This is a genomic window from Psychrosphaera sp. (assembly GCF_982872775.1).
In genome coordinates, this window is the sequence record NZ_CEYNSH010000023.1 from 1 (window position 1) to 16,048 (window position 16,048).

Genomic DNA, 16,048 nt, shown 5'->3' on the forward strand with positions numbered 1-16,048 from the left:
GTTTTTGTAGATTTCTGTACCACCAGCGTTGTGTAATGAATACTCAACATCAAAGTCAGCTACTATGGTGTATTCACTTGAACCTAAGCCCAGCGTTAACACAGCTTTGCCCATTGAAGCAGCCATATCGTAATTTGCAAATGCTGGTCCTTTCTTATCGCGAGCCGTGATAGCGATTTTTAATTCATAATCGCCTTTGTCTGTGACGATATTGACTGAATCAGGTAAATTGGATTTTAGTATTTCGTTTAGACGTCCTAATACTTTTGCTGATGCGACAGACAACTCGGCTTGTTCAATTGGCATAAAAGGCAATTGCTCTCCACCCGAAAACACACCTGGTTTAGGTTGGCTATATAACACATTATATTTGAATGACTTTTTTTGGAAGTTTTCACTGTTTATCTTTTGAATGACCGCTTGCTCTACGACAGCATGAGTTGCGCAGCCACCTAGTACTAGTGATGATGCAATTAACGTCAAAGCAGGAAGTGCTTTTTTTAGCATGGCTTAATCTCCATTATTATTAATGTTAGTTCCTTCGCATATTAGCGACGATGACATTCTTACTTAGAGTTTTTCTTCTGCCTACCTAATTGGCGGTGTGAACCTTACCTGAATATTGTATTTACAATGTATTTTCTTTACCCCAATAAAATTAAGACCTGCAGAGGCGTTCCGTTTTTTTGACAAATCGCTAGGTCGTGGATAATAGCGAGCAAGTTCATTAAATTATCTAGACACTATCTTGTACAAAATCGGCGACTACATTTTCAACACCAAATTAGCTCAAATAGAAGGGCCAACAGGTCAAGCTCATGAGCTGACATCGACGCCATTTGAGTTACTTTCGTTTTTGGTTGAAAACAATGATCGACTTGTAAACAAGCGCGAACTGATTTTGAAAGTATGGAAGCATGAAGTATCAGATAGCTCAATAAACAAAATGGTTTCTGAGCTCCGAGCGATTTTTGGTGATTCTGCGAAAGACTCGAATTATATAGTGACAAGACGAAAACTTGGGTATCGCTTAGTGGCTAAAGTTGAGCCTATAGAAGGGAATGCTGCAGATAAACCAGAATCTATTCAGACGCCTTTGAATAACTCATTTTCAACTCGTATCAGAAGTTAAGACAGGGCGAGCGTTTTAGTGAAGATCTAGACTTTGCTGGTGGTAAGGAGTTTACCTCTGCCGACTTGGCTGATATGAAAGCTTGTATTGAAAAATATATTGTCAAGCGAAACGGACTCGAGGTGACTGTGAAAGAGCCTAAAGAGTTGAGGGAAGACCCTAAATATGCCTAGCTTAGCATCGAAAAGCGGCAAGTTGCAGTTGTTACATCACCAGAACGGAAGGATCTACCAAAACAAAAGATCAAACTCGAAGTAGCGAATGCTCCTGCATATACAAAAGATTCTTTACCCCTTCTAGTAAATTACGATTTTTTGCCGGACGGCTATAGTGATACGCTGATCCTAACTGAAACGCTTGATGAAGTGATGGCGGATAAAATTATTTCATTGCCAGCGACGACTAAATATGTTCGCCATCGTGATATTTGGGACTTGGCATGGCTTCAACAGCAGGGTGCTCAATTAAATATAGACTTGGTGAGAAATAAGATTGCCGACTATAAACTAGATGAATATGGGGCAATGCTGAGCGGTCTTATTGAGCGTGTGCCAGGTTTAGTGATTAGTGACGAGTTTAATGACGAGATGAAGCGATTTTTGCCAACTGATGTGTTCGACAGAACCCTAGCGCAAGAGAAGTTTCAAGTTTATTTGCGCAACACTTTAGTTAAGCTATTTAGGTCGGTGGAGACCCAATTGACAGGTAATATAGACGCACTTGATTTTGTGATGTAGAGGAGGGTAGGTAAATGAATAGTAAAGCGCATCAAGCACGATTAAAGAGGATCTCTCGCTTGCGTAAAAAGTATGGCGACACACTTAAGCATGTCTCAGAGAACTGTCGCCAACAAGCGATAGCTTGGAATAAAGAAAAGCTGCCGAGGGCAATGTAATACCAATCATGGAGTATTACCCTTTAAAAGTGTTGCTTGTACTTTGTTAACCGAGCCCACGTACCCACCTATACCATTTCTCTGAGGTTCAGATTGACTATTTCTGTATAAATTGAGGAGCTCCATAAAGCGTTGTTGTGTAATAGTCATTTGATTAAATGAAATATCAATATTAAATGCGGTTATTTGTAATGCTTGTTTAACCTCTTTTTTTTCATTTAAGTTAAACTTAGAGCTAATAGCCGACTCTTTTAGCTTTTGATACCAAGTATCAAGTAATTCTATCGAGTCTGAAGATAAAATAATATCGTCCATATAAACGCTAATTTCTATTCCCTCCTTCGTTGAGCACGCGTCTATACATGCACCAAAAGAACTTTTATTTAAGCAAAGTGTGGCCAACAATGGAGACTGTACAAAGCCTAGAGGCAACGAATGGGAATGCTGGTTATTGATAAGATGTTTTACGGTAGAAATTTTTGCAAAACGTCTTGCTGTTTCGTATGGAAAAAACTCTTTAAGAGTCCGAGTGACGCGACTACGGCTAACAGAAGAGAAGAAATCTTTTACATCCAACTTACAAAAATAATGATGGTTTAAATGAATTTTAATTGCACTAACATGGCCACCGTCTTGAAAGTGATAAAAATACTCAGGTGGAGTCCACTTGCATTTGACCGCTTCTAGGATACTGTAACCTTCATTTCTGGCTACATCTGTAGGTTCATATACCCATTTGTCCTTTTTAATTTCAAAGCGGTTATGCCAACTTAACATCGATATCTTTATTACGTCCTTTGTAATTTAAAGCCATGTTAAAGAGGTCGTATACAAATAATAGGAACTTACCTGCTTTAGTAAGCAAGGTAAAAACCAAAATTGCGAATACGATACGCTCTTTAACTAGGCTGCTATTAGATTCATTTTTCATAATAACAGACCCTCCGTATATCCCTGACCTGCCTAGCGCAAGCGCATGACTTTAATTAACTAAACGGCGACAACTATGATAACTTTGAGAACAATTGTCATATATTGCAACCAATAGAATCACTACGTGACATTTACAGAGGGGCGACAACATGTGCCTAATGTCAGGGAGTTTTATTATCCATTGTTAATATTTTAAAATCAATTAATGAGTTAAAAGTGAGTCTGTTGGGATATCTGCTTTACGGGCTTGTCAGTGGATTGTAGACAGTATAATTGGTTATAAGAAAGGATGCGATTTTGTTTATTGAATCATTAACATTAAAAAACTTTAGAAGCTTTGGTGCAGAAGGACAATGTATAGCCATTGATCCAACACTTACAACATTGGTTGGAGCAAATGGTGCTGGTAAAACTGTAATAATGCTTGCATTGCAGCGGATGTTCGGCATATCCAATGAACAGCGAACAATTCGCCGGCAGGACTTCCATATTCCTTCTTCGGAAGAAGTACTACCCGTCAAACGAACCCTAATGCTAGAAGCCATCGTTGCTTTTCCTGAGCTAGACGAAGAAAATGGTGATCACTCTACAATACCTGACTTCTTTCACCATATGAGTGTGACAGATGAGGAAGGAAAACTGAAGTGTCGTTTACGCTTGGATGCTGAATGGGAGGATGATGGCTCAATAGATGGTTATATTACAAGCCAGTTCCGCGCGGTTACTACATGGGGCGAACCAGAAGAAGTTGATTTACACATCGTGCGTCCAGCAGATCGTTCTCGGATTCAATTGATCTATGTGCCCGCAACGCGGAGTGCGCCTTTACAAGTATCTGCATTTTTGAAAGGCCGACTTTGGAAGGCTATTAACTGGTCAGAACAAGTTCGATCATCTTTTACTACGAAAGCCACTGAACTTAATCAGGTATTTGAGAGCGAAAATGCTATAAGTACGGTCACCAGAAACCTTACTAAGCGATGGCGGGAACTGCACTCTGCAGGAACAGATAGTACCCCCAAGTTTCGTCCGGTCGATCTTCGTTTTGAAGAATTTATCCGTAAGGTTGAGGTATTACTTCACCCAGATGAAAGTGGTCGTGATCGGAGTATCGATGAGTTAAGTGATGGCCAAAGTTCATTGTTTCATATCGCTATGACTTCCGCGGCGCTCGATGTTGAAACCGAGCTCTTAGCCCAACCAGATCGTGAAGATTTTCTCGGAGCAGATTTACCATTACCCTCGTTGACAATTATAGCGCTTGAGGAGCCTGAGAATAACCTAGCACCATTCTATCTATCGCGAATCATAAGTCAGATAACTAGCCTAGTGCACGGAGTAAGAGCACAAGCTGTACTATCTAGCCATTCACCTAGTATTCTCGCAAGGATCCAGCCAACACAAGTTAGACACTTTAGGCTAGAAATTGAATCGAACACTACAGTTGTTCGTCAACTAACGTTACCTGATCAAGAGAATGAAGCTGCTAAGTATATTCAACAAGCGGTGAGAGCCTATCCTGAATTGTATTTTTCTAAGGTCGTAGTACTCGGGGAGGGAGCTTCAGAGGAGGTAATTCTACCTGCTATTTCAGAAGCTATGGGCATACCAATCGATAAATCTTTTGTTGCCATGGTTCCTTTAGGCGGCCGCCATGTAAATCACATGTGGCGTTTACTAACAGATTTGAAGATTCCGTTTGTTACATTACTTGACTTGGACTGGGGGCGACATGGTGGTGGTTGGGGAAGGATCAAAAATGCAGTAGCTAAATTAATAGATTATGGAGTGCCGGCCGAAAGTATTTTTACTAATGGAGTGCATGCAGGTGGTGTATCTATCAACTTAGCGGAATTTGATACGTTTAAAATCGATGATTTTGATTTTATGACTCGTTGGGTTAATTACCTCCGGCAGGCTAAATTCAATGTTTATTTCTCTAGTCCGTTAGACATAGACTACGCGATGTTGAAAGCTTTTCCAGACAAATATCGAGTTGTCCCTGATGCAAATTCTAACGGACCAGTTATGCGCGGTGATCCGGGTAATGTGGTCATGGGGGATGAAGGAAACCCAGAATTCTATGCTGGTCACGAAGTAGACTTACATTGGTACAGGTATCTGTTTTTAGGGAGGGGTAAGCCAAGTACGCATATTCGTGTGTTGGGCTCTATTTCTAACGAACAGTTGGCTCAATACGCACCTGAGGAATTGCGTTCTTTAGTTAAAGCAATTCATTCAATTCTACAAAGTTAGGGGGGGAGATGAAGTTTATTCAACCCGCCCATTGGAAGCCAAAAGGGATCGACGATCTTGAACCAAATGCTTGGAATGCACTCAAACGACAAGAGTCTACAAGCGTTATTGCAGGTCCTGGATCAGGAAAGACCGAATTTTTAGCTCAAAAGGCGGCATATTTATTAGAAACAGGCTTATGCCCACCAAACAAAAAGATTCTGGCTATTTCATTTAAGAATGATGCCGCAAAAAACCTTGCAGACAGAGTGAAAGAGCGTTGTTCTGAAAATGTTAGCAATCGATTTGTTTCTATGACTTTTGATGCTTTTACCAAGAGCTTAGTGGATCGTTTTCGCATGGCGCTGCCTGAACAGTATCGGTTATCAAAGCGATATGAAATAGCCTTTCCATCTTTTCGTCAAGAAAAGCAGCTTATAAATAGTTTTAGAAATAACTTCAACAATGCGGTCAATATCTATAACTTTACGCAAAGACTCCAAAATATGAACCTGTTCATCGGCGGCGTGAGGATTGGCGATCCCAAATTGCAATGGTTGGAAGAGGAGTTTTTACGCTTTTGGTTGAACCAACAAATCAATAGCTCTGATGGTATTTCCAGGGTTTCATTTCTGGCGTTAAATCGAATTGCTGAATTTATTATTAGCACTAACAATCATATTCGCAGATCTATCAGAGCATCATATCCTTTTGTTTTTGTAGATGAGTTTCAAGATACCACCTTTGCTCAATATGACTTTCTATCTTCAGTTTTTAAAGCAAGTAATGCAGAAGTAACAGTCGTCGGAGACTACAAGCAAAGAATAATGGGGTGGGCAGGGGCCAAGGGTGACGCGTTTCATCAATTTGAGGCTGACTTTTCAGCATTGCGATACTCTCTTCAGCTCAATCATCGTTCTTCACCTGAATTGGTTAGGGTACAACATGCAATTGCACAAGTAATTGACCACATGGTGGGGGAGGTTCAGTCAAGCAATAATAATTTAATCTCTGGCGATGCCGCATGGGTTTGGACTAGTTACACTATAGATCAAGAGGCTGCGCATTTAGCTCAGTGGATATCAAATGATATGAAAGGCAAGTTATTGAGTCCGAGAAGTTATGCGATCCTTGTTCGTCAAAAGCCAGAGGACTATGTTCAGCCGATATCATATTATCTCGCTCAAAATGGACTGAGTTTACGAAATGAGAGCGTTAAAGTAGGGCAAACAACTTTACAAGATTTACTTTCCGAAGACCTCACCATGATAATCTGCAATCTTTTAAGGCTTGGACTTGGTCATAGAAATCCAAAAGCATGGCGTCAATTAACTTCAGATATACAATTGCTTAGAGAAACAAGTCAAGATGATGAAAAGGCATTGCAACGCATAGAGCGCCATTTAGCGAAGTTTATTGCTACACTACGGTTGTTAATGCAACAACCTCCAACACTAAAAAGTGGTCGAGATGTACTTGAGCGAATTATCGCTTTTATTAGTGTCGATCATCTTCGGAGTACCTTTTCTCGTTATGCCTCCGGAGATTTACTTGAAATAAGCTTAGAGGCTTTCAAAGAGTACTATACAAATTGTCTTGAAACTCAAAGGTCGTGGGAAGGAGTGCTGGATGAGTTTGAAGGCACGAACCATATTCCTCTTATGACTATCCACAAGAGCAAAGGACTAGAATTCGATACTACAATTTTTATGGGGATTGATGATAACGCGTGGTGGTCCTATAAAACGGGTGATAGTGAAGGCCTGTCTACATTTTTTGTAGCTTTGTCTCGTGCTAAACAAAGAGCGATCTTTTCATACTGTGAGCAGAGAGGCCAAAGAATCAATATTGCCGAATTTTATTCACTTCTAGCTTCAGCAGGCGTGCAAGAGTATCGAATTTAAGTAAAATAACATGTTGGTTGCAAATTTCCGCACAGGTTTTAATTAAGAATAATCATTAATGGGCTTTGCGGCGCAGTTGCTTTATTGGTGGGCATCAGGTTAGATTAAAGTGACTTTTTGACTCGAAGTATATATTGCGTATCTTATGGGCAGCCAAGACTAATAAAACCTATGCGACTACCAAGATCAAACGACTGTCCTTCTGACAGAGCAGATGATTCTTGTAAAACCTTTTTAGGGGTTTCTAATGTTGTTGTTTTATTTGGTGTAAATTTTTCTACAGTCATGAACAGCCTATATCACTCAATTAAACATTTTTCCGAGCCACAACGCTCAAAAATTGGTTCGGGATTATATATAAAAATGGGCAGTAATGACAGGGAGAAAAGAAGGTGCTCACAAGGTAATGAGCACCTAATCTGAAAGAGTTTGATCTTTTTAGGCTTTGTTGCTTTCTACGAGTTTGAATGTAGCACCTTCATCGCCTTCGATAAACAAATAACATGAACCCCAAGTATCAGGGATTTTCCAGTGATTATTCTCTTGTGGGACGTAAGTGACTCGATGACCATTGCACCGAATGTCCAATTTAGTCAGTTCACCTTGGACTTCTGCTAACGCAAAGCCGTTTTTGTACAACCTATGGTGCCAACGACCTTTATTACTAACAGCCCCATCATAAACAATTTTGGTTTCGGCGGTTTTTAATGATTCTATTTGTTTTACATAAGGTTCAAAGCTTTCTACTAACGTTTTAGCTTGAGGTGTTTCAAAGTTTGAAATGCCTTCAAACGTGTCCAAAGCGCTTGCAAATTGCTGCGTATTTATCTCGGCTACAAATCTCTGCTGTAAATTAAAGAGATGGATGTCAGGGCTAAAGGTTTCATCTTTGTATAACGTTTTTACGCCGCCCGTTACTTTATACAAATGTTTTAGCTGTTCCTTGGGCTGATTTGCTTTTTGATAGTAATCTGACCACAGCATGCTTAAATAGCTTTGTTCCAAAAGATTACTTTCGGTTTTGAATCGTGTTTGTGTTAGTTCTTCTTTTACAGCGTCTAGTTTGTCTTCGGCCAAAAGCTTTCTGGTAGAGTTATAAAATTGATGAAACTTTCGAGATAGCTTTTGATTGGAAATACTAAAAGATAATTGAACTTCGTTTTGGGGTATTTAGGTGTCACCCGTTTTATTGGTGTTGCTGTTTCGATTTCATCAACCAATCGTGCTGTTGGAGCAATTTGTGGTGAATCTGGCTTAACACCCGCAGGGACCTCACTCGCAAGGAGCTCATGACTGTCCAAATAAGATATTAGTGCTAAGGCAATTATTCCTTTTTTAATTATTATTTTTCAAGTTATTTAAACTTTGTTCGAACTTAATTTGTTCGGTACTATTTAGGTGTAAAACGATAGAAAATAATAACAATAATGGCAGTTTCCTCAAATGACTTCAAATTCTGAAACATTAAACAAACGCAGTCTGTTTGTATGTGTTGCATCGACAACACTAACTGAAATAGAAAAAGAACGTATCGCACACCCACTTATCGCCGGCGTTATTCTGTTCTCTCGTAATTTTGAAAGCAGCGAACAGGTGAACGAGCTTATCCGAGAATTACGGGCTTCTTCTCCAAATGAACTCCTCATCACTGTCGACAACGAAGGTGGTCGAGTACAACGTTTCAAAACGGATGGCTTTACTCACGTACCAGCGATGGGAGTGGTTAGCCAATTTATTGAAGTGCATAACTTAAATGAACGTGAAGTTTATGGCGATTTAGGTTATTTAATGGCGTCTGAGGCGATTAGCCATGGTATTGATTGCTCATTTGCACCCGTATTAGATATACAAAATGGCTCTGATGTAGTCGGAGATAGAGCTTTTTCTAACTCTCCTATGCTCGTCACTAAATATGCGAGCAGTTTTATTTCTGGGATGAAAGAAGCTGGTATGCAGGCAATCGGTAAGCACTTTCCTGGACATGGCAGTACAAAAGAGGATTCTCATTTTCATACGCCAGTCGATGACAGAACCTTTAAAGATATTGATATGTTGGATCTCATTCCATTTAAGAGCCTAATCAAGGCCGACTTTCTTCAAGGAATCATGCCTGCGCATATCAGGTTTCCGAAAGTCGACAAAAACCCCGTTGGATATAGTGAAGTTTGGCTTTCCAGCATTCTTAAACAAAATTTAAGATTTGATGGAGCGGTTTTCAGTGATGACTTGGCAATGGTTGGTGCTTCAGAATGGACAGAGGTTGATGGGCATGTGCGCTTATTATCTTTTAAAGAAAGATTGTTAAAAGCGACTAAAGCGGGTTGTGACTTTTCTTTAATTTGCAATCAGCCAGAAATCGTCGATGAGCTGTTGGCAACGGTTTCAGAGTCGCAGTTGATAGAAACACAGCGACAAGCAGAACTAATTAAAAACCTACAAGGTAACGCACTCAAAGTTGACAACGCGCGGCTAGAAAGAGCGAGACAGCTTTGCGCTGAAATTCATGGATTTGGTTCTGTAAAGGTGGTTGCAAATGCTTAAAAAACAGTATTTTTTATGGCTTGCTCCGTTAATTGCGGTCGTTGTAAGTTTGTTTACACATTCTTTGGGACAATCTTTTGAAGTTTCTGTCACTTTAGGTGTCACGGTATGGGTAGGTATTTGGTGGGTAACTGAGGTTGTACCAATTCCATTTGCGTCGCTCATTCCATTTATATTTTTACCAGCGCTCGGTGTAATTGACTTTAAAGAGGCGTCGTCAGCCTTCGGTAGTCATGTAATCATTCTATTACTCGGTGCTTTTTTATTAGCCAAAGGGCTAGAATCGTCAGAAGTACATAAGCGCATTGCGTTTAATATTATTCGTCTAATTGGTGGTACAAGTGCGTTCAGAATTGTATTTGCTTTTATGGCGGCCAGTGCAATTTTGTCAATGTGGATTTCCAATACTGCAACTGTATTGGCATTGATACCTGTCGCTACTGCTGTCGCCTTATCCGCCAATAACCACAAATTTGCGGTTGTTCTTTTACTGGGATTAGCCTATTCGGCGAGTATCGGAGGCGTGGGGACATTAATAGGCACTCCGCCAAACGTAATTTTCGCGTCAGTGTTTGAAGCGACCGCTGGTTATGAATATGGTTTTGTTGAATGGATGAAAATTGGTATTCCAGTTGTATTGGTTACAATTCCAGTCGTTGCTCTTGTTTTAACAAGAGGTATCTCATTAAGCCATACAATATCGCTACCTGAATCTAAACAATGGAGTAAGGCTGAAAAAAATGCCATTACGGTATTTTTAGTGATTGCTTGTTTGTGGGTATTTAGAAAACATCCATTTGGTGGTTGGGCTGAATTGACCGGGATGAGTAAAGTGGGAGATGCAACGATTGCGCTGTTTGGAGCATTAATGATGGCTCTCATTAAAGGCGATGATCAAAAGCCTGTTTTAACCTGGGATAAAGCCAAAACTATCCCTTGGGACATGTTAATACTGTTTAGTAGTGGAATTTGTTTAGCCAAAGGTTTTGCAGCATCTGGTCTCAGTGAGCTGATTGGGCAGTCAATGTCTGGAGTCTTTGATTTACCATTATTATTGTTATTGTTTGCCTTATGTTTAAGTTTATCCTTCTTAACAGAAGTAACGTCTAATACTGCAACCGCGACCTTGTTTATGCCTATACTAGCAAGTGTTGCTATACAAAAAGGCATACCAATAGAGTTGATTATGATCCCTGCGGTAATTTCTTGTAGTTTTGCTTTTTGTCTGCCTGTTGCTACCGCACCTAATTCCATTGTATTTGCGTCGGGACAATTAACAATCAAAGACATGGCAAAGCATGGCGTTGTGCTTAACTTTGTTGGTGCGGCAATCGTTGCGGTTGTTGTTACTGTGTTGTATTAGTAATAAAAACGACGTTTGATTAAGCTATACAGAGAATTTAACAGCAGTAAACTCAATAGGACGCTTTATCAGAATATAAAAAAACCAGCATATAAATGCTGGTTTTTCTTTGAAGAACAATTTTTTGCTAATTAAGCGAGTTCATCTAGGCACATTTCTTCACGAATTTGTGCACACCATTGCTTAACACGCTGTTCAGTTAGTTCTGGTTGACGATCTTCGTCGATACCTAGGCCAACAAAGTGGTCATCGTCTGCAAGTCCTTTAGAAGCAACAAAGTCATAACCTTCAACTGGCCACTTGCCCATTAAAATGGCACCTTTTGCTTCAACAATGTCTCTTACCATACCCATTGCGTCAAGGAAGTACTCTGCGTAATCTTCTTGGTCACCACAACCGAAGATAGCAACAAGCTTACCGTCAAAATCAATTTCTTCTAGCTCAGGGAAGAAGTCATCCCAATCACATTGCGCTTCGCCATAGTACCAAGTCGGAATACCGAAAAGGATTAGGTCGTATTCAGCGATTTCTTCCTTTGTGCTTTTAGCGATATCGTGGACGTCAATAAGATTTTTGCCCAATTCTTTTTGGATCATTTTTGCAACGTGTTCAGTGTTGCCAGTATCGCTACCAAAATAGATGCCTACGCTTGCCATCAGTTTAACCTTCTAATAAATTTTTTAATGATTCGTCTATTAACTGCGCGAGTAATTCACTTCGACTTAAACCTTTAGATTCAGCAATAACAGTTGCCTTGTCATAAACGTCTTTGTGCAGTTTTATTTCGACCCGTTTCAAACCTGCTTGTTTGTCACGCATCAGTTGATTCTTTTTGTTTATTCGAACTTGCTGTTCTCGACTGTACGGTGAAGACTTAGGTCGTCCGCGTTGTTTTTCAGTTGCGAACAGGTCAATCGTCGTTCTATCAATCGCTGCTTTTGCCATTGTGTGTATCCGTTATAAACCGTTTGTTTCCCAGAAAAACTGGATAACACCTTTAGCGATAAATCCCGCACACCCTAAAAATAAGACAGCCCAAACGGCCATTCTACCAAGCTTTGGAACCTTTCCTTGTTTCAATACGTCTTGAATTGCTAACCCGATGAAAACAAATATTGCGAGAAAAAATAGGTTTAAGCCTATCTGTTCAGCAATCGCATATTGTTCTGGTGTCATCTTTACTTTCCTAAGTTTTTGCGGTTAACCACTATGGGCGAATAAATCGTCTAATATCGGTGTTATGCCGAAACGGCGGCGGATTTTATCAAAAATATTCTTTAACTTCAGCTATTGTGATAAAAAATCTCGACAAATTTTAACAAAGGCCGTTTGTCTTTCTGCGTGTAACCAATGCCCGGCGCCTGAAATAATTTTGGCTTTTACGTTTGGGAATCGTTTGGTTATCTCACTTTGGTGCTCTTTTTGAACATAATTGGACTCACTGCCAATAATCATTAAAGTGGGCCCGTTAAAAGTACTGTCACTATTAGCTTTTATGATTTCATCGTAATCGGTAGCTAATTGCGCTAAGTCAAAACGCCATTTCCAGACCTTATTACTTTCGGCCTGATCGTCTCGAACAAGACTCTTAAGTAAAAATCCTCGTACACCTTTTTCTTCAATGTAATTACTCAACAATTCATCGGCCTGTTGGCGTGAATTTAGGTTGTCTAGTGGAACGGACTGTAAACCCGAAATGATTTGATCATGACGACGAGTATATTGAACCGGTGCAATATCAGCGACGAGAAGTTTGTCGACACGTTGTGGTTGCAGTAGAGCAATTTCCATTGCAATCTTTCCACCTAGCGAATGACCCAAAATAGACACAGATTCTAATTGGTGTTCTTTCAAAAAGTTAATTACCGCATTGGCCATATTACTGATACTTAATTTTTCTAGCGACGCACTGTCACCATGCCCTGGTGCATCTATAAGGTATACTTTGTGCTCATCGGCGAGTTGTTTAGCAACGGCCTTTAAATTATCCGAGGTACCAAACAATCCGTGGATAATAACTAGAGGTGTGCCTTCACCAAAAGATTGGAAATTAATCGACATTACTACTTTGCCTCAGTAAATCATTTAATAAAATCAATGTATGCCCCTAGTTTAACGTAATTGGGCTTTAAGAGGGTTCTTAAATCTGGTTATAATGCAAATATTCTTCTTAACGTTCCGTTAGGATCATACAAATCAAAAATAATAATGATTGGATTTTATGAAAACAATTCAAATAGATGATGATTTATATCAATTTATCGCTGCAAATACGCAACAAATAGGCGAATCTGCATCGGATATATTAAGACGCTTATTATGGGAAAACATTACTGACAAAGTAGTGCAAGTTGAACTGCAACAGGGCACGTCTCAGCCCGTTACTGAAGATGTTAGCTCTGATGAGTCAGCATCTGTAATTGAAACAACAGAAGTTGAGCCACTAAAGCCAGTCGTTTGCAAAGATACCTCTGTATTCAATTTATTAAATAAAGAAGAAGTAGCAACGCAAAAAGGCGCGGTTGGCCGCTTTCTGTTTATTTTAGGCAAACTTCACCGTGCACATACTTCTAACTTTGAAGAAGTGTTAACAATCAAAGGCCGTGAACGTAACTATTTTGGTCGAAGTGCATCAGAATTAGAAGCTAGCGGCAGCAGCATCAAGCCAAAGCAAATCCCAAATAGTGAATATTGGGTAACGACAAATAATAATACGCCTCGCAAAAAGTTTATTATATTTGAAGTAGCCAAACAGCTTGGTTATGAAGAGTCACAAGCAGAACAATTACGCGAATTAATCTAAAGGCCCTCATTGGGCGCTGTCTTCTAACAAAATAAAGGTAAGCAAATGGCATTGCATCCACGTGCTGGACAAAAAGCTGAATCCAAAGATTTGATCAATGTGCCAAGATTAATGGCCAATTATTATCTAAATGAGCCTGATATAGAAAAGTACCCAGGCCAAAAAGTAAGTTTCGGTACGTCAGGCCATCGTGGCTCGTCTATAAGTACTACGTTTAATGAAACTCATGTTTTAGCGATCGCACAAGCAGTGTGTGAGTACCGACATGAACAACATTACGAAGGTCCGTTGTATTTAGGCTTCGATACACACGCGCTGTCGGAAGCTGCTTTTGCTTCAGTTATTGAAGTGTTAGTGGCAAATGAAGTAGAAGTGATTGTACAAGAAGGGCGAGGCTATACCCCGACGCCAGTGATTTCTAATTTAATTATAGAACACAACAAAGAACATCCGGCATTTTTAGCGGACGGAATCATTATTACACCTTCGCATAACCCACCTGAAGATGGAGGCATTAAATACAATCCTCCTCACGGTGGTCCGGCTGATAGTAAGGTGACCAAATGGATAGAAGAGCGTGCTAATCAGCACCTATTAAACGATTTAGTCGACGTAAAACTGTTTCCATTCACTGACGCATTAAAAACAGGTTATGTAAAAGAACAAGACTTTATTGGTCAATACACTGACGGCCTAGCAAATGTTATTAATTTTGATGCCATTAAAGAAAAAGGTATCACAGTCGGCGTAGATCCTCTTGGCGGTTCAGGCATTGCCTATTGGCCGGTGATTAAAGAAAAATACGGTATTAACCTCCAATTAGTAAATGAGGTTGTTGATCCTACGTTTTCTTTTATGACATTGGATAAAGACGGCAAGATTCGCATGGATTGCTCATCGGAAAAAGCAATGGCGAGTTTAATAGAGTTAAAGTCAGAGTTTGATATAGCAGTTGCGAATGACCCGGATTATGACCGTCATGGCATTGTTACTCGCACACATGGCTTAATGAACCCGAACCACTTTCTAGCCGTATGTATTGATTACTTGTCCAAACACCGACCTAACTGGGATGCGTCATTGAAAGTGGGCAAAACATTGGTTTCGACCAGTATGATCGATAGAGTTGCGCAAGATAACGGAAAAGAAGTACTTGAAGTCCCTGTTGGCTTTAAGTGGTTCGTAGATGGCCTTACTGATCACAGCCTGATGTTTGGTGGTGAAGAAAGCGCCGGAGCGAGTTTCTTAACAAAAGAAGGTGATGTTTGGACCACGGACAAAGACGGTATTATTTTAGCGCTTTTGGCAGCTGAAATTACGGCAGTGACCGGACTAAACCCTTCTGAGTATTACGAAGAACTCGTAAAACGACATGGTCAGCCGATTTACAAGCGTATAGACGCACCTGCGACACCTGAACAAAAAGCGGTCTTAAGCTCTTTATCTCCAGAAGATATTCAGTTTGATATGTTAGCAGGTGAACCGATTAAATCAGTGTTGACTAATGCACCTGGTAACGGCGCCGCAATTGGTGGTCTGAAGGTGGTAACTGGAAATGGATGGTTTGCAGCGAGACCATCTGGCACTGAAAACATCTACAAAATTTACATGGAAAGTTTTTTAGGTGAAGCGCATCTAGCTGAGATTGAAAAAGAAGCAAAAGAGCTCGTTTCAATCGCTTTCGCAAATAAAGGATTGTAACCCCTTTACACCCAAAACCATTCTAAGCCCACTCACTTTTATAACTGAGTGGGCTTTTTCTTTTCTAGTATTTTTAACGTTATTCATCATATTTTAATTGAGTCTTTATTCTAATCATTGGCCGTGAATAGCCCTGCAAACGTATGTAGGGCAAAAATAGCCTTCATCTTCTTGGTCTATGTCGGTCAAACCTTTATATTCCTTCACCATATTTTGACTATCCTTGACTCCAGTACATAAAAAGACCACTTGAAAAGAAGTGAACTAGAATAACCTGGGGCGGGCAAATAGGGTGAATTCCAACATGGCTAAAACGAATAATAAATCATTTGCAGTGACTGCGAATGTCACGGCAGAGCAATTTAAAGACTCTATCGTAAAACACTTAAATGCAACTCACGGTACCGACGTAAATAAAGCAAGCAACCGCTCTTGGTGGAATGCAACAGCATCAGCACTAAACGAATACGTTTATAACGGTCTGAGTAACACACAGCGCACTTACTTTGAAAATGACACTCGTGCTGTACATTACTTCTCG

Annotated in this window: 18 protein-coding genes and 1 pseudogene; 10 read left to right on the top strand and 9 right to left on the bottom strand. The window is 40.0% G+C overall.

What is annotated here, in order from left to right:
* Nucleotides 1-507: hypothetical protein (locus AC4E96_RS08345; protein ID WP_490255488.1), on the bottom strand; the 507-nt coding region annotated here is incomplete at its 3' end.
* A 241-nt stretch (nt 508-748) separates the two neighbouring features.
* Here AC4E96_RS08345 and AC4E96_RS08350 point away from each other — a divergent pair.
* The 3 genes and pseudogenes from AC4E96_RS08350 (at nt 749) to AC4E96_RS08360 (ending at nt 2,027) form a co-directional block, all read left to right on the top strand.
* Entirely contained in the window at nt 749-1,132 is a 384-nt protein-coding gene (locus AC4E96_RS08350; RefSeq protein ID WP_490255489.1) for a winged helix-turn-helix domain-containing protein, read from the top strand.
* A pseudogene (locus AC4E96_RS08355) lies at nt 1,108-1,869 on the top strand (nucleotidyl transferase AbiEii/AbiGii toxin family protein). The gene AC4E96_RS08350 and the pseudogene AC4E96_RS08355 overlap by 25 nt, the downstream one beginning before the upstream one ends.
* A 14-nt stretch (nt 1,870-1,883) precedes the next feature.
* The gene (locus AC4E96_RS08360; protein ID WP_490255490.1) at nt 1,884-2,027 is read left to right on the top strand and encodes a hypothetical protein; all 144 of its coding nucleotides are present in this window, start codon (nt 1,884-1,886) and stop codon (nt 2,025-2,027) included.
* Nucleotides 2,028-2,033: 6 nt separating this feature from the next.
* On the opposite strand, the gene AC4E96_RS08365 is transcribed toward AC4E96_RS08360, so the two are convergent.
* Both AC4E96_RS08365 and AC4E96_RS08370 read right to left on the bottom strand, forming a co-directional pair.
* Nucleotides 2,034-2,804, bottom strand: a complete 771-nt coding sequence (locus AC4E96_RS08365) for a reverse transcriptase domain-containing protein (RefSeq protein ID WP_490255491.1) — start codon at nt 2,802-2,804, stop codon at nt 2,034-2,036.
* Nucleotides 2,788-2,958 carry a hypothetical protein gene (locus AC4E96_RS08370; protein ID WP_490255492.1) on the bottom strand — a complete coding sequence of 57 codons (171 nt, stop codon included), beginning with the start codon at nt 2,956-2,958 and terminating at the stop codon, nt 2,788-2,790. Before AC4E96_RS08370 ends, AC4E96_RS08365 begins: the two co-directional genes overlap by 17 nt.
* A gap of 299 nt (nt 2,959-3,257) precedes the next feature.
* Between AC4E96_RS08370 and AC4E96_RS08375 the strand changes: the two genes are divergently transcribed.
* Both AC4E96_RS08375 and AC4E96_RS08380 read left to right on the top strand, forming a co-directional pair.
* Nucleotides 3,258-5,216 (top strand): ATP-dependent nuclease, encoded by a 1,959-nt coding sequence (locus AC4E96_RS08375; protein ID WP_490255493.1) that lies wholly within the window; start codon nt 3,258-3,260, stop codon nt 5,214-5,216.
* An 8-nt stretch (nt 5,217-5,224) separates the two neighbouring features.
* A complete protein-coding gene (locus AC4E96_RS08380; RefSeq protein ID WP_490255494.1) occupies nt 5,225-7,099 on the top strand; it encodes a UvrD-helicase domain-containing protein in 1,875 nt (624 codons plus the stop codon).
* A 143-nt stretch (nt 7,100-7,242) separates the two neighbouring features.
* Here the strand turns inward: AC4E96_RS08380 and AC4E96_RS08385 are convergent, their stop codons facing one another.
* On the bottom strand, nt 7,243-7,386 hold the full coding sequence (locus AC4E96_RS08385; protein ID WP_490255523.1) for a hypothetical protein: 144 nt from the start codon (nt 7,384-7,386) through the stop codon (nt 7,243-7,245).
* Between the two features lie 151 nt (nt 7,387-7,537).
* Complete coding sequence (locus tag AC4E96_RS08390) at nt 7,538-8,176, bottom strand: hypothetical protein (RefSeq protein ID WP_490255495.1); 639 nt, start codon at nt 8,174-8,176, stop codon at nt 7,538-7,540.
* Between the two features lie 366 nt (nt 8,177-8,542).
* On the opposite strand from AC4E96_RS08390, the gene nagZ reads away from it, so the two are divergent.
* Nucleotides 8,543-9,640, top strand: coding sequence for a beta-N-acetylhexosaminidase (gene nagZ, locus AC4E96_RS08395; protein WP_490255496.1), 1,098 nt, complete (start codon nt 8,543-8,545; stop codon nt 9,638-9,640).
* Nucleotides 9,633-11,003: an SLC13 family permease gene (locus tag AC4E96_RS08400; protein WP_490255497.1), complete on the top strand. Its 1,371-nt coding sequence runs from the start codon at nt 9,633-9,635 to the stop codon at nt 11,001-11,003. The genes nagZ and AC4E96_RS08400 overlap by 8 nt, the downstream gene beginning before the upstream one ends.
* Nucleotides 11,004-11,134: 131 nt before the next feature.
* Here the strand turns inward: AC4E96_RS08400 and fldA are convergent, their stop codons facing one another.
* The 4 genes from fldA to AC4E96_RS08420 all read right to left on the bottom strand — a co-directional run bounded on the left by fldA (nt 11,135) and on the right by AC4E96_RS08420 (nt 13,064).
* Entirely contained in the window at nt 11,135-11,659 is a 525-nt protein-coding gene (gene fldA / locus AC4E96_RS08405; RefSeq protein ID WP_488032297.1) for a flavodoxin FldA, read from the bottom strand.
* 4 nt (nt 11,660-11,663) lie between these two features.
* A complete protein-coding gene (ybfE, locus tag AC4E96_RS08410) occupies nt 11,664-11,948 on the bottom strand; it encodes a LexA regulated protein (RefSeq protein WP_488032298.1) in 285 nt (94 codons plus the stop codon).
* A gap of 12 nt (nt 11,949-11,960) precedes the next feature.
* Nucleotides 11,961-12,179: a DUF2788 domain-containing protein gene (locus AC4E96_RS08415; protein ID WP_488032299.1), complete on the bottom strand. Its 219-nt coding sequence runs from the start codon at nt 12,177-12,179 to the stop codon at nt 11,961-11,963.
* 111 nt (nt 12,180-12,290) lie between these two features.
* On the bottom strand, nt 12,291-13,064 hold the full coding sequence (locus tag AC4E96_RS08420; RefSeq protein WP_490255498.1) for an alpha/beta fold hydrolase: 774 nt from the start codon (nt 13,062-13,064) through the stop codon (nt 12,291-12,293).
* Between the two features lie 160 nt (nt 13,065-13,224).
* Here AC4E96_RS08420 and seqA point away from each other — a divergent pair, with 160 nt between their 5' ends.
* The 3 genes from seqA to AC4E96_RS08435 form a co-directional block, all read left to right on the top strand.
* The gene (gene seqA / locus AC4E96_RS08425) at nt 13,225-13,806 is read left to right on the top strand and encodes a replication initiation negative regulator SeqA (RefSeq protein WP_490255499.1); all 582 of its coding nucleotides are present in this window, start codon (nt 13,225-13,227) and stop codon (nt 13,804-13,806) included.
* 45 nt (nt 13,807-13,851) lie between these two features.
* A complete protein-coding gene (gene pgm, locus AC4E96_RS08430) occupies nt 13,852-15,507 on the top strand; it encodes a phosphoglucomutase (alpha-D-glucose-1,6-bisphosphate-dependent) (protein ID WP_490255500.1) in 1,656 nt (551 codons plus the stop codon).
* 304 nt (nt 15,508-15,811) lie between these two features.
* Nucleotides 15,812-16,048 (top strand): hypothetical protein (locus tag AC4E96_RS08435; protein ID WP_490255501.1); only part of this gene is annotated, 237 nt, incomplete at its 3' end.

What these genes read in the sequence shown, in the direction of transcription:
- AC4E96_RS08370 (WP_490255492.1), bottom strand. Translation starts at nt 2,958, where the DNA reads ATGAAAAATGAATCTAATAGCAGCCTAGTTAAAGAGCGTATCGTATTC.
- AC4E96_RS08415 (WP_488032299.1), bottom strand. Translation starts at nt 12,179, where the DNA reads ATGACACCAGAACAATATGCGATTGCTGAACAGATAGGCTTAAACCTA.
- AC4E96_RS08400 (WP_490255497.1), top strand. Translation starts at nt 9,633, where the DNA reads ATGCTTAAAAAACAGTATTTTTTATGGCTTGCTCCGTTAATTGCGGTC.
- pgm (WP_490255500.1), top strand. Translation starts at nt 13,852, where the DNA reads ATGGCATTGCATCCACGTGCTGGACAAAAAGCTGAATCCAAAGATTTG.
- AC4E96_RS08380 (WP_490255494.1), top strand. Translation starts at nt 5,225, where the DNA reads ATGAAGTTTATTCAACCCGCCCATTGGAAGCCAAAAGGGATCGACGAT.
- AC4E96_RS08420 (WP_490255498.1), bottom strand. Translation starts at nt 13,064, where the DNA reads ATGTCGATTAATTTCCAATCTTTTGGTGAAGGCACACCTCTAGTTATT.
- seqA (WP_490255499.1), top strand. Translation starts at nt 13,225, where the DNA reads ATGAAAACAATTCAAATAGATGATGATTTATATCAATTTATCGCTGCA.
- ybfE (WP_488032298.1), bottom strand. Translation starts at nt 11,948, where the DNA reads ATGGCAAAAGCAGCGATTGATAGAACGACGATTGACCTGTTCGCAACT.
- fldA (WP_488032297.1), bottom strand. Translation starts at nt 11,659, where the DNA reads ATGGCAAGCGTAGGCATCTATTTTGGTAGCGATACTGGCAACACTGAA.
- AC4E96_RS08360 (WP_490255490.1), top strand. Translation starts at nt 1,884, where the DNA reads ATGAATAGTAAAGCGCATCAAGCACGATTAAAGAGGATCTCTCGCTTG.
- AC4E96_RS08365 (WP_490255491.1), bottom strand. Translation starts at nt 2,804, where the DNA reads ATGTTAAGTTGGCATAACCGCTTTGAAATTAAAAAGGACAAATGGGTA.
- AC4E96_RS08385 (WP_490255523.1), bottom strand. Translation starts at nt 7,386, where the DNA reads ATGACTGTAGAAAAATTTACACCAAATAAAACAACAACATTAGAAACC.
- nagZ (WP_490255496.1), top strand. Translation starts at nt 8,543, where the DNA reads ATGACTTCAAATTCTGAAACATTAAACAAACGCAGTCTGTTTGTATGT.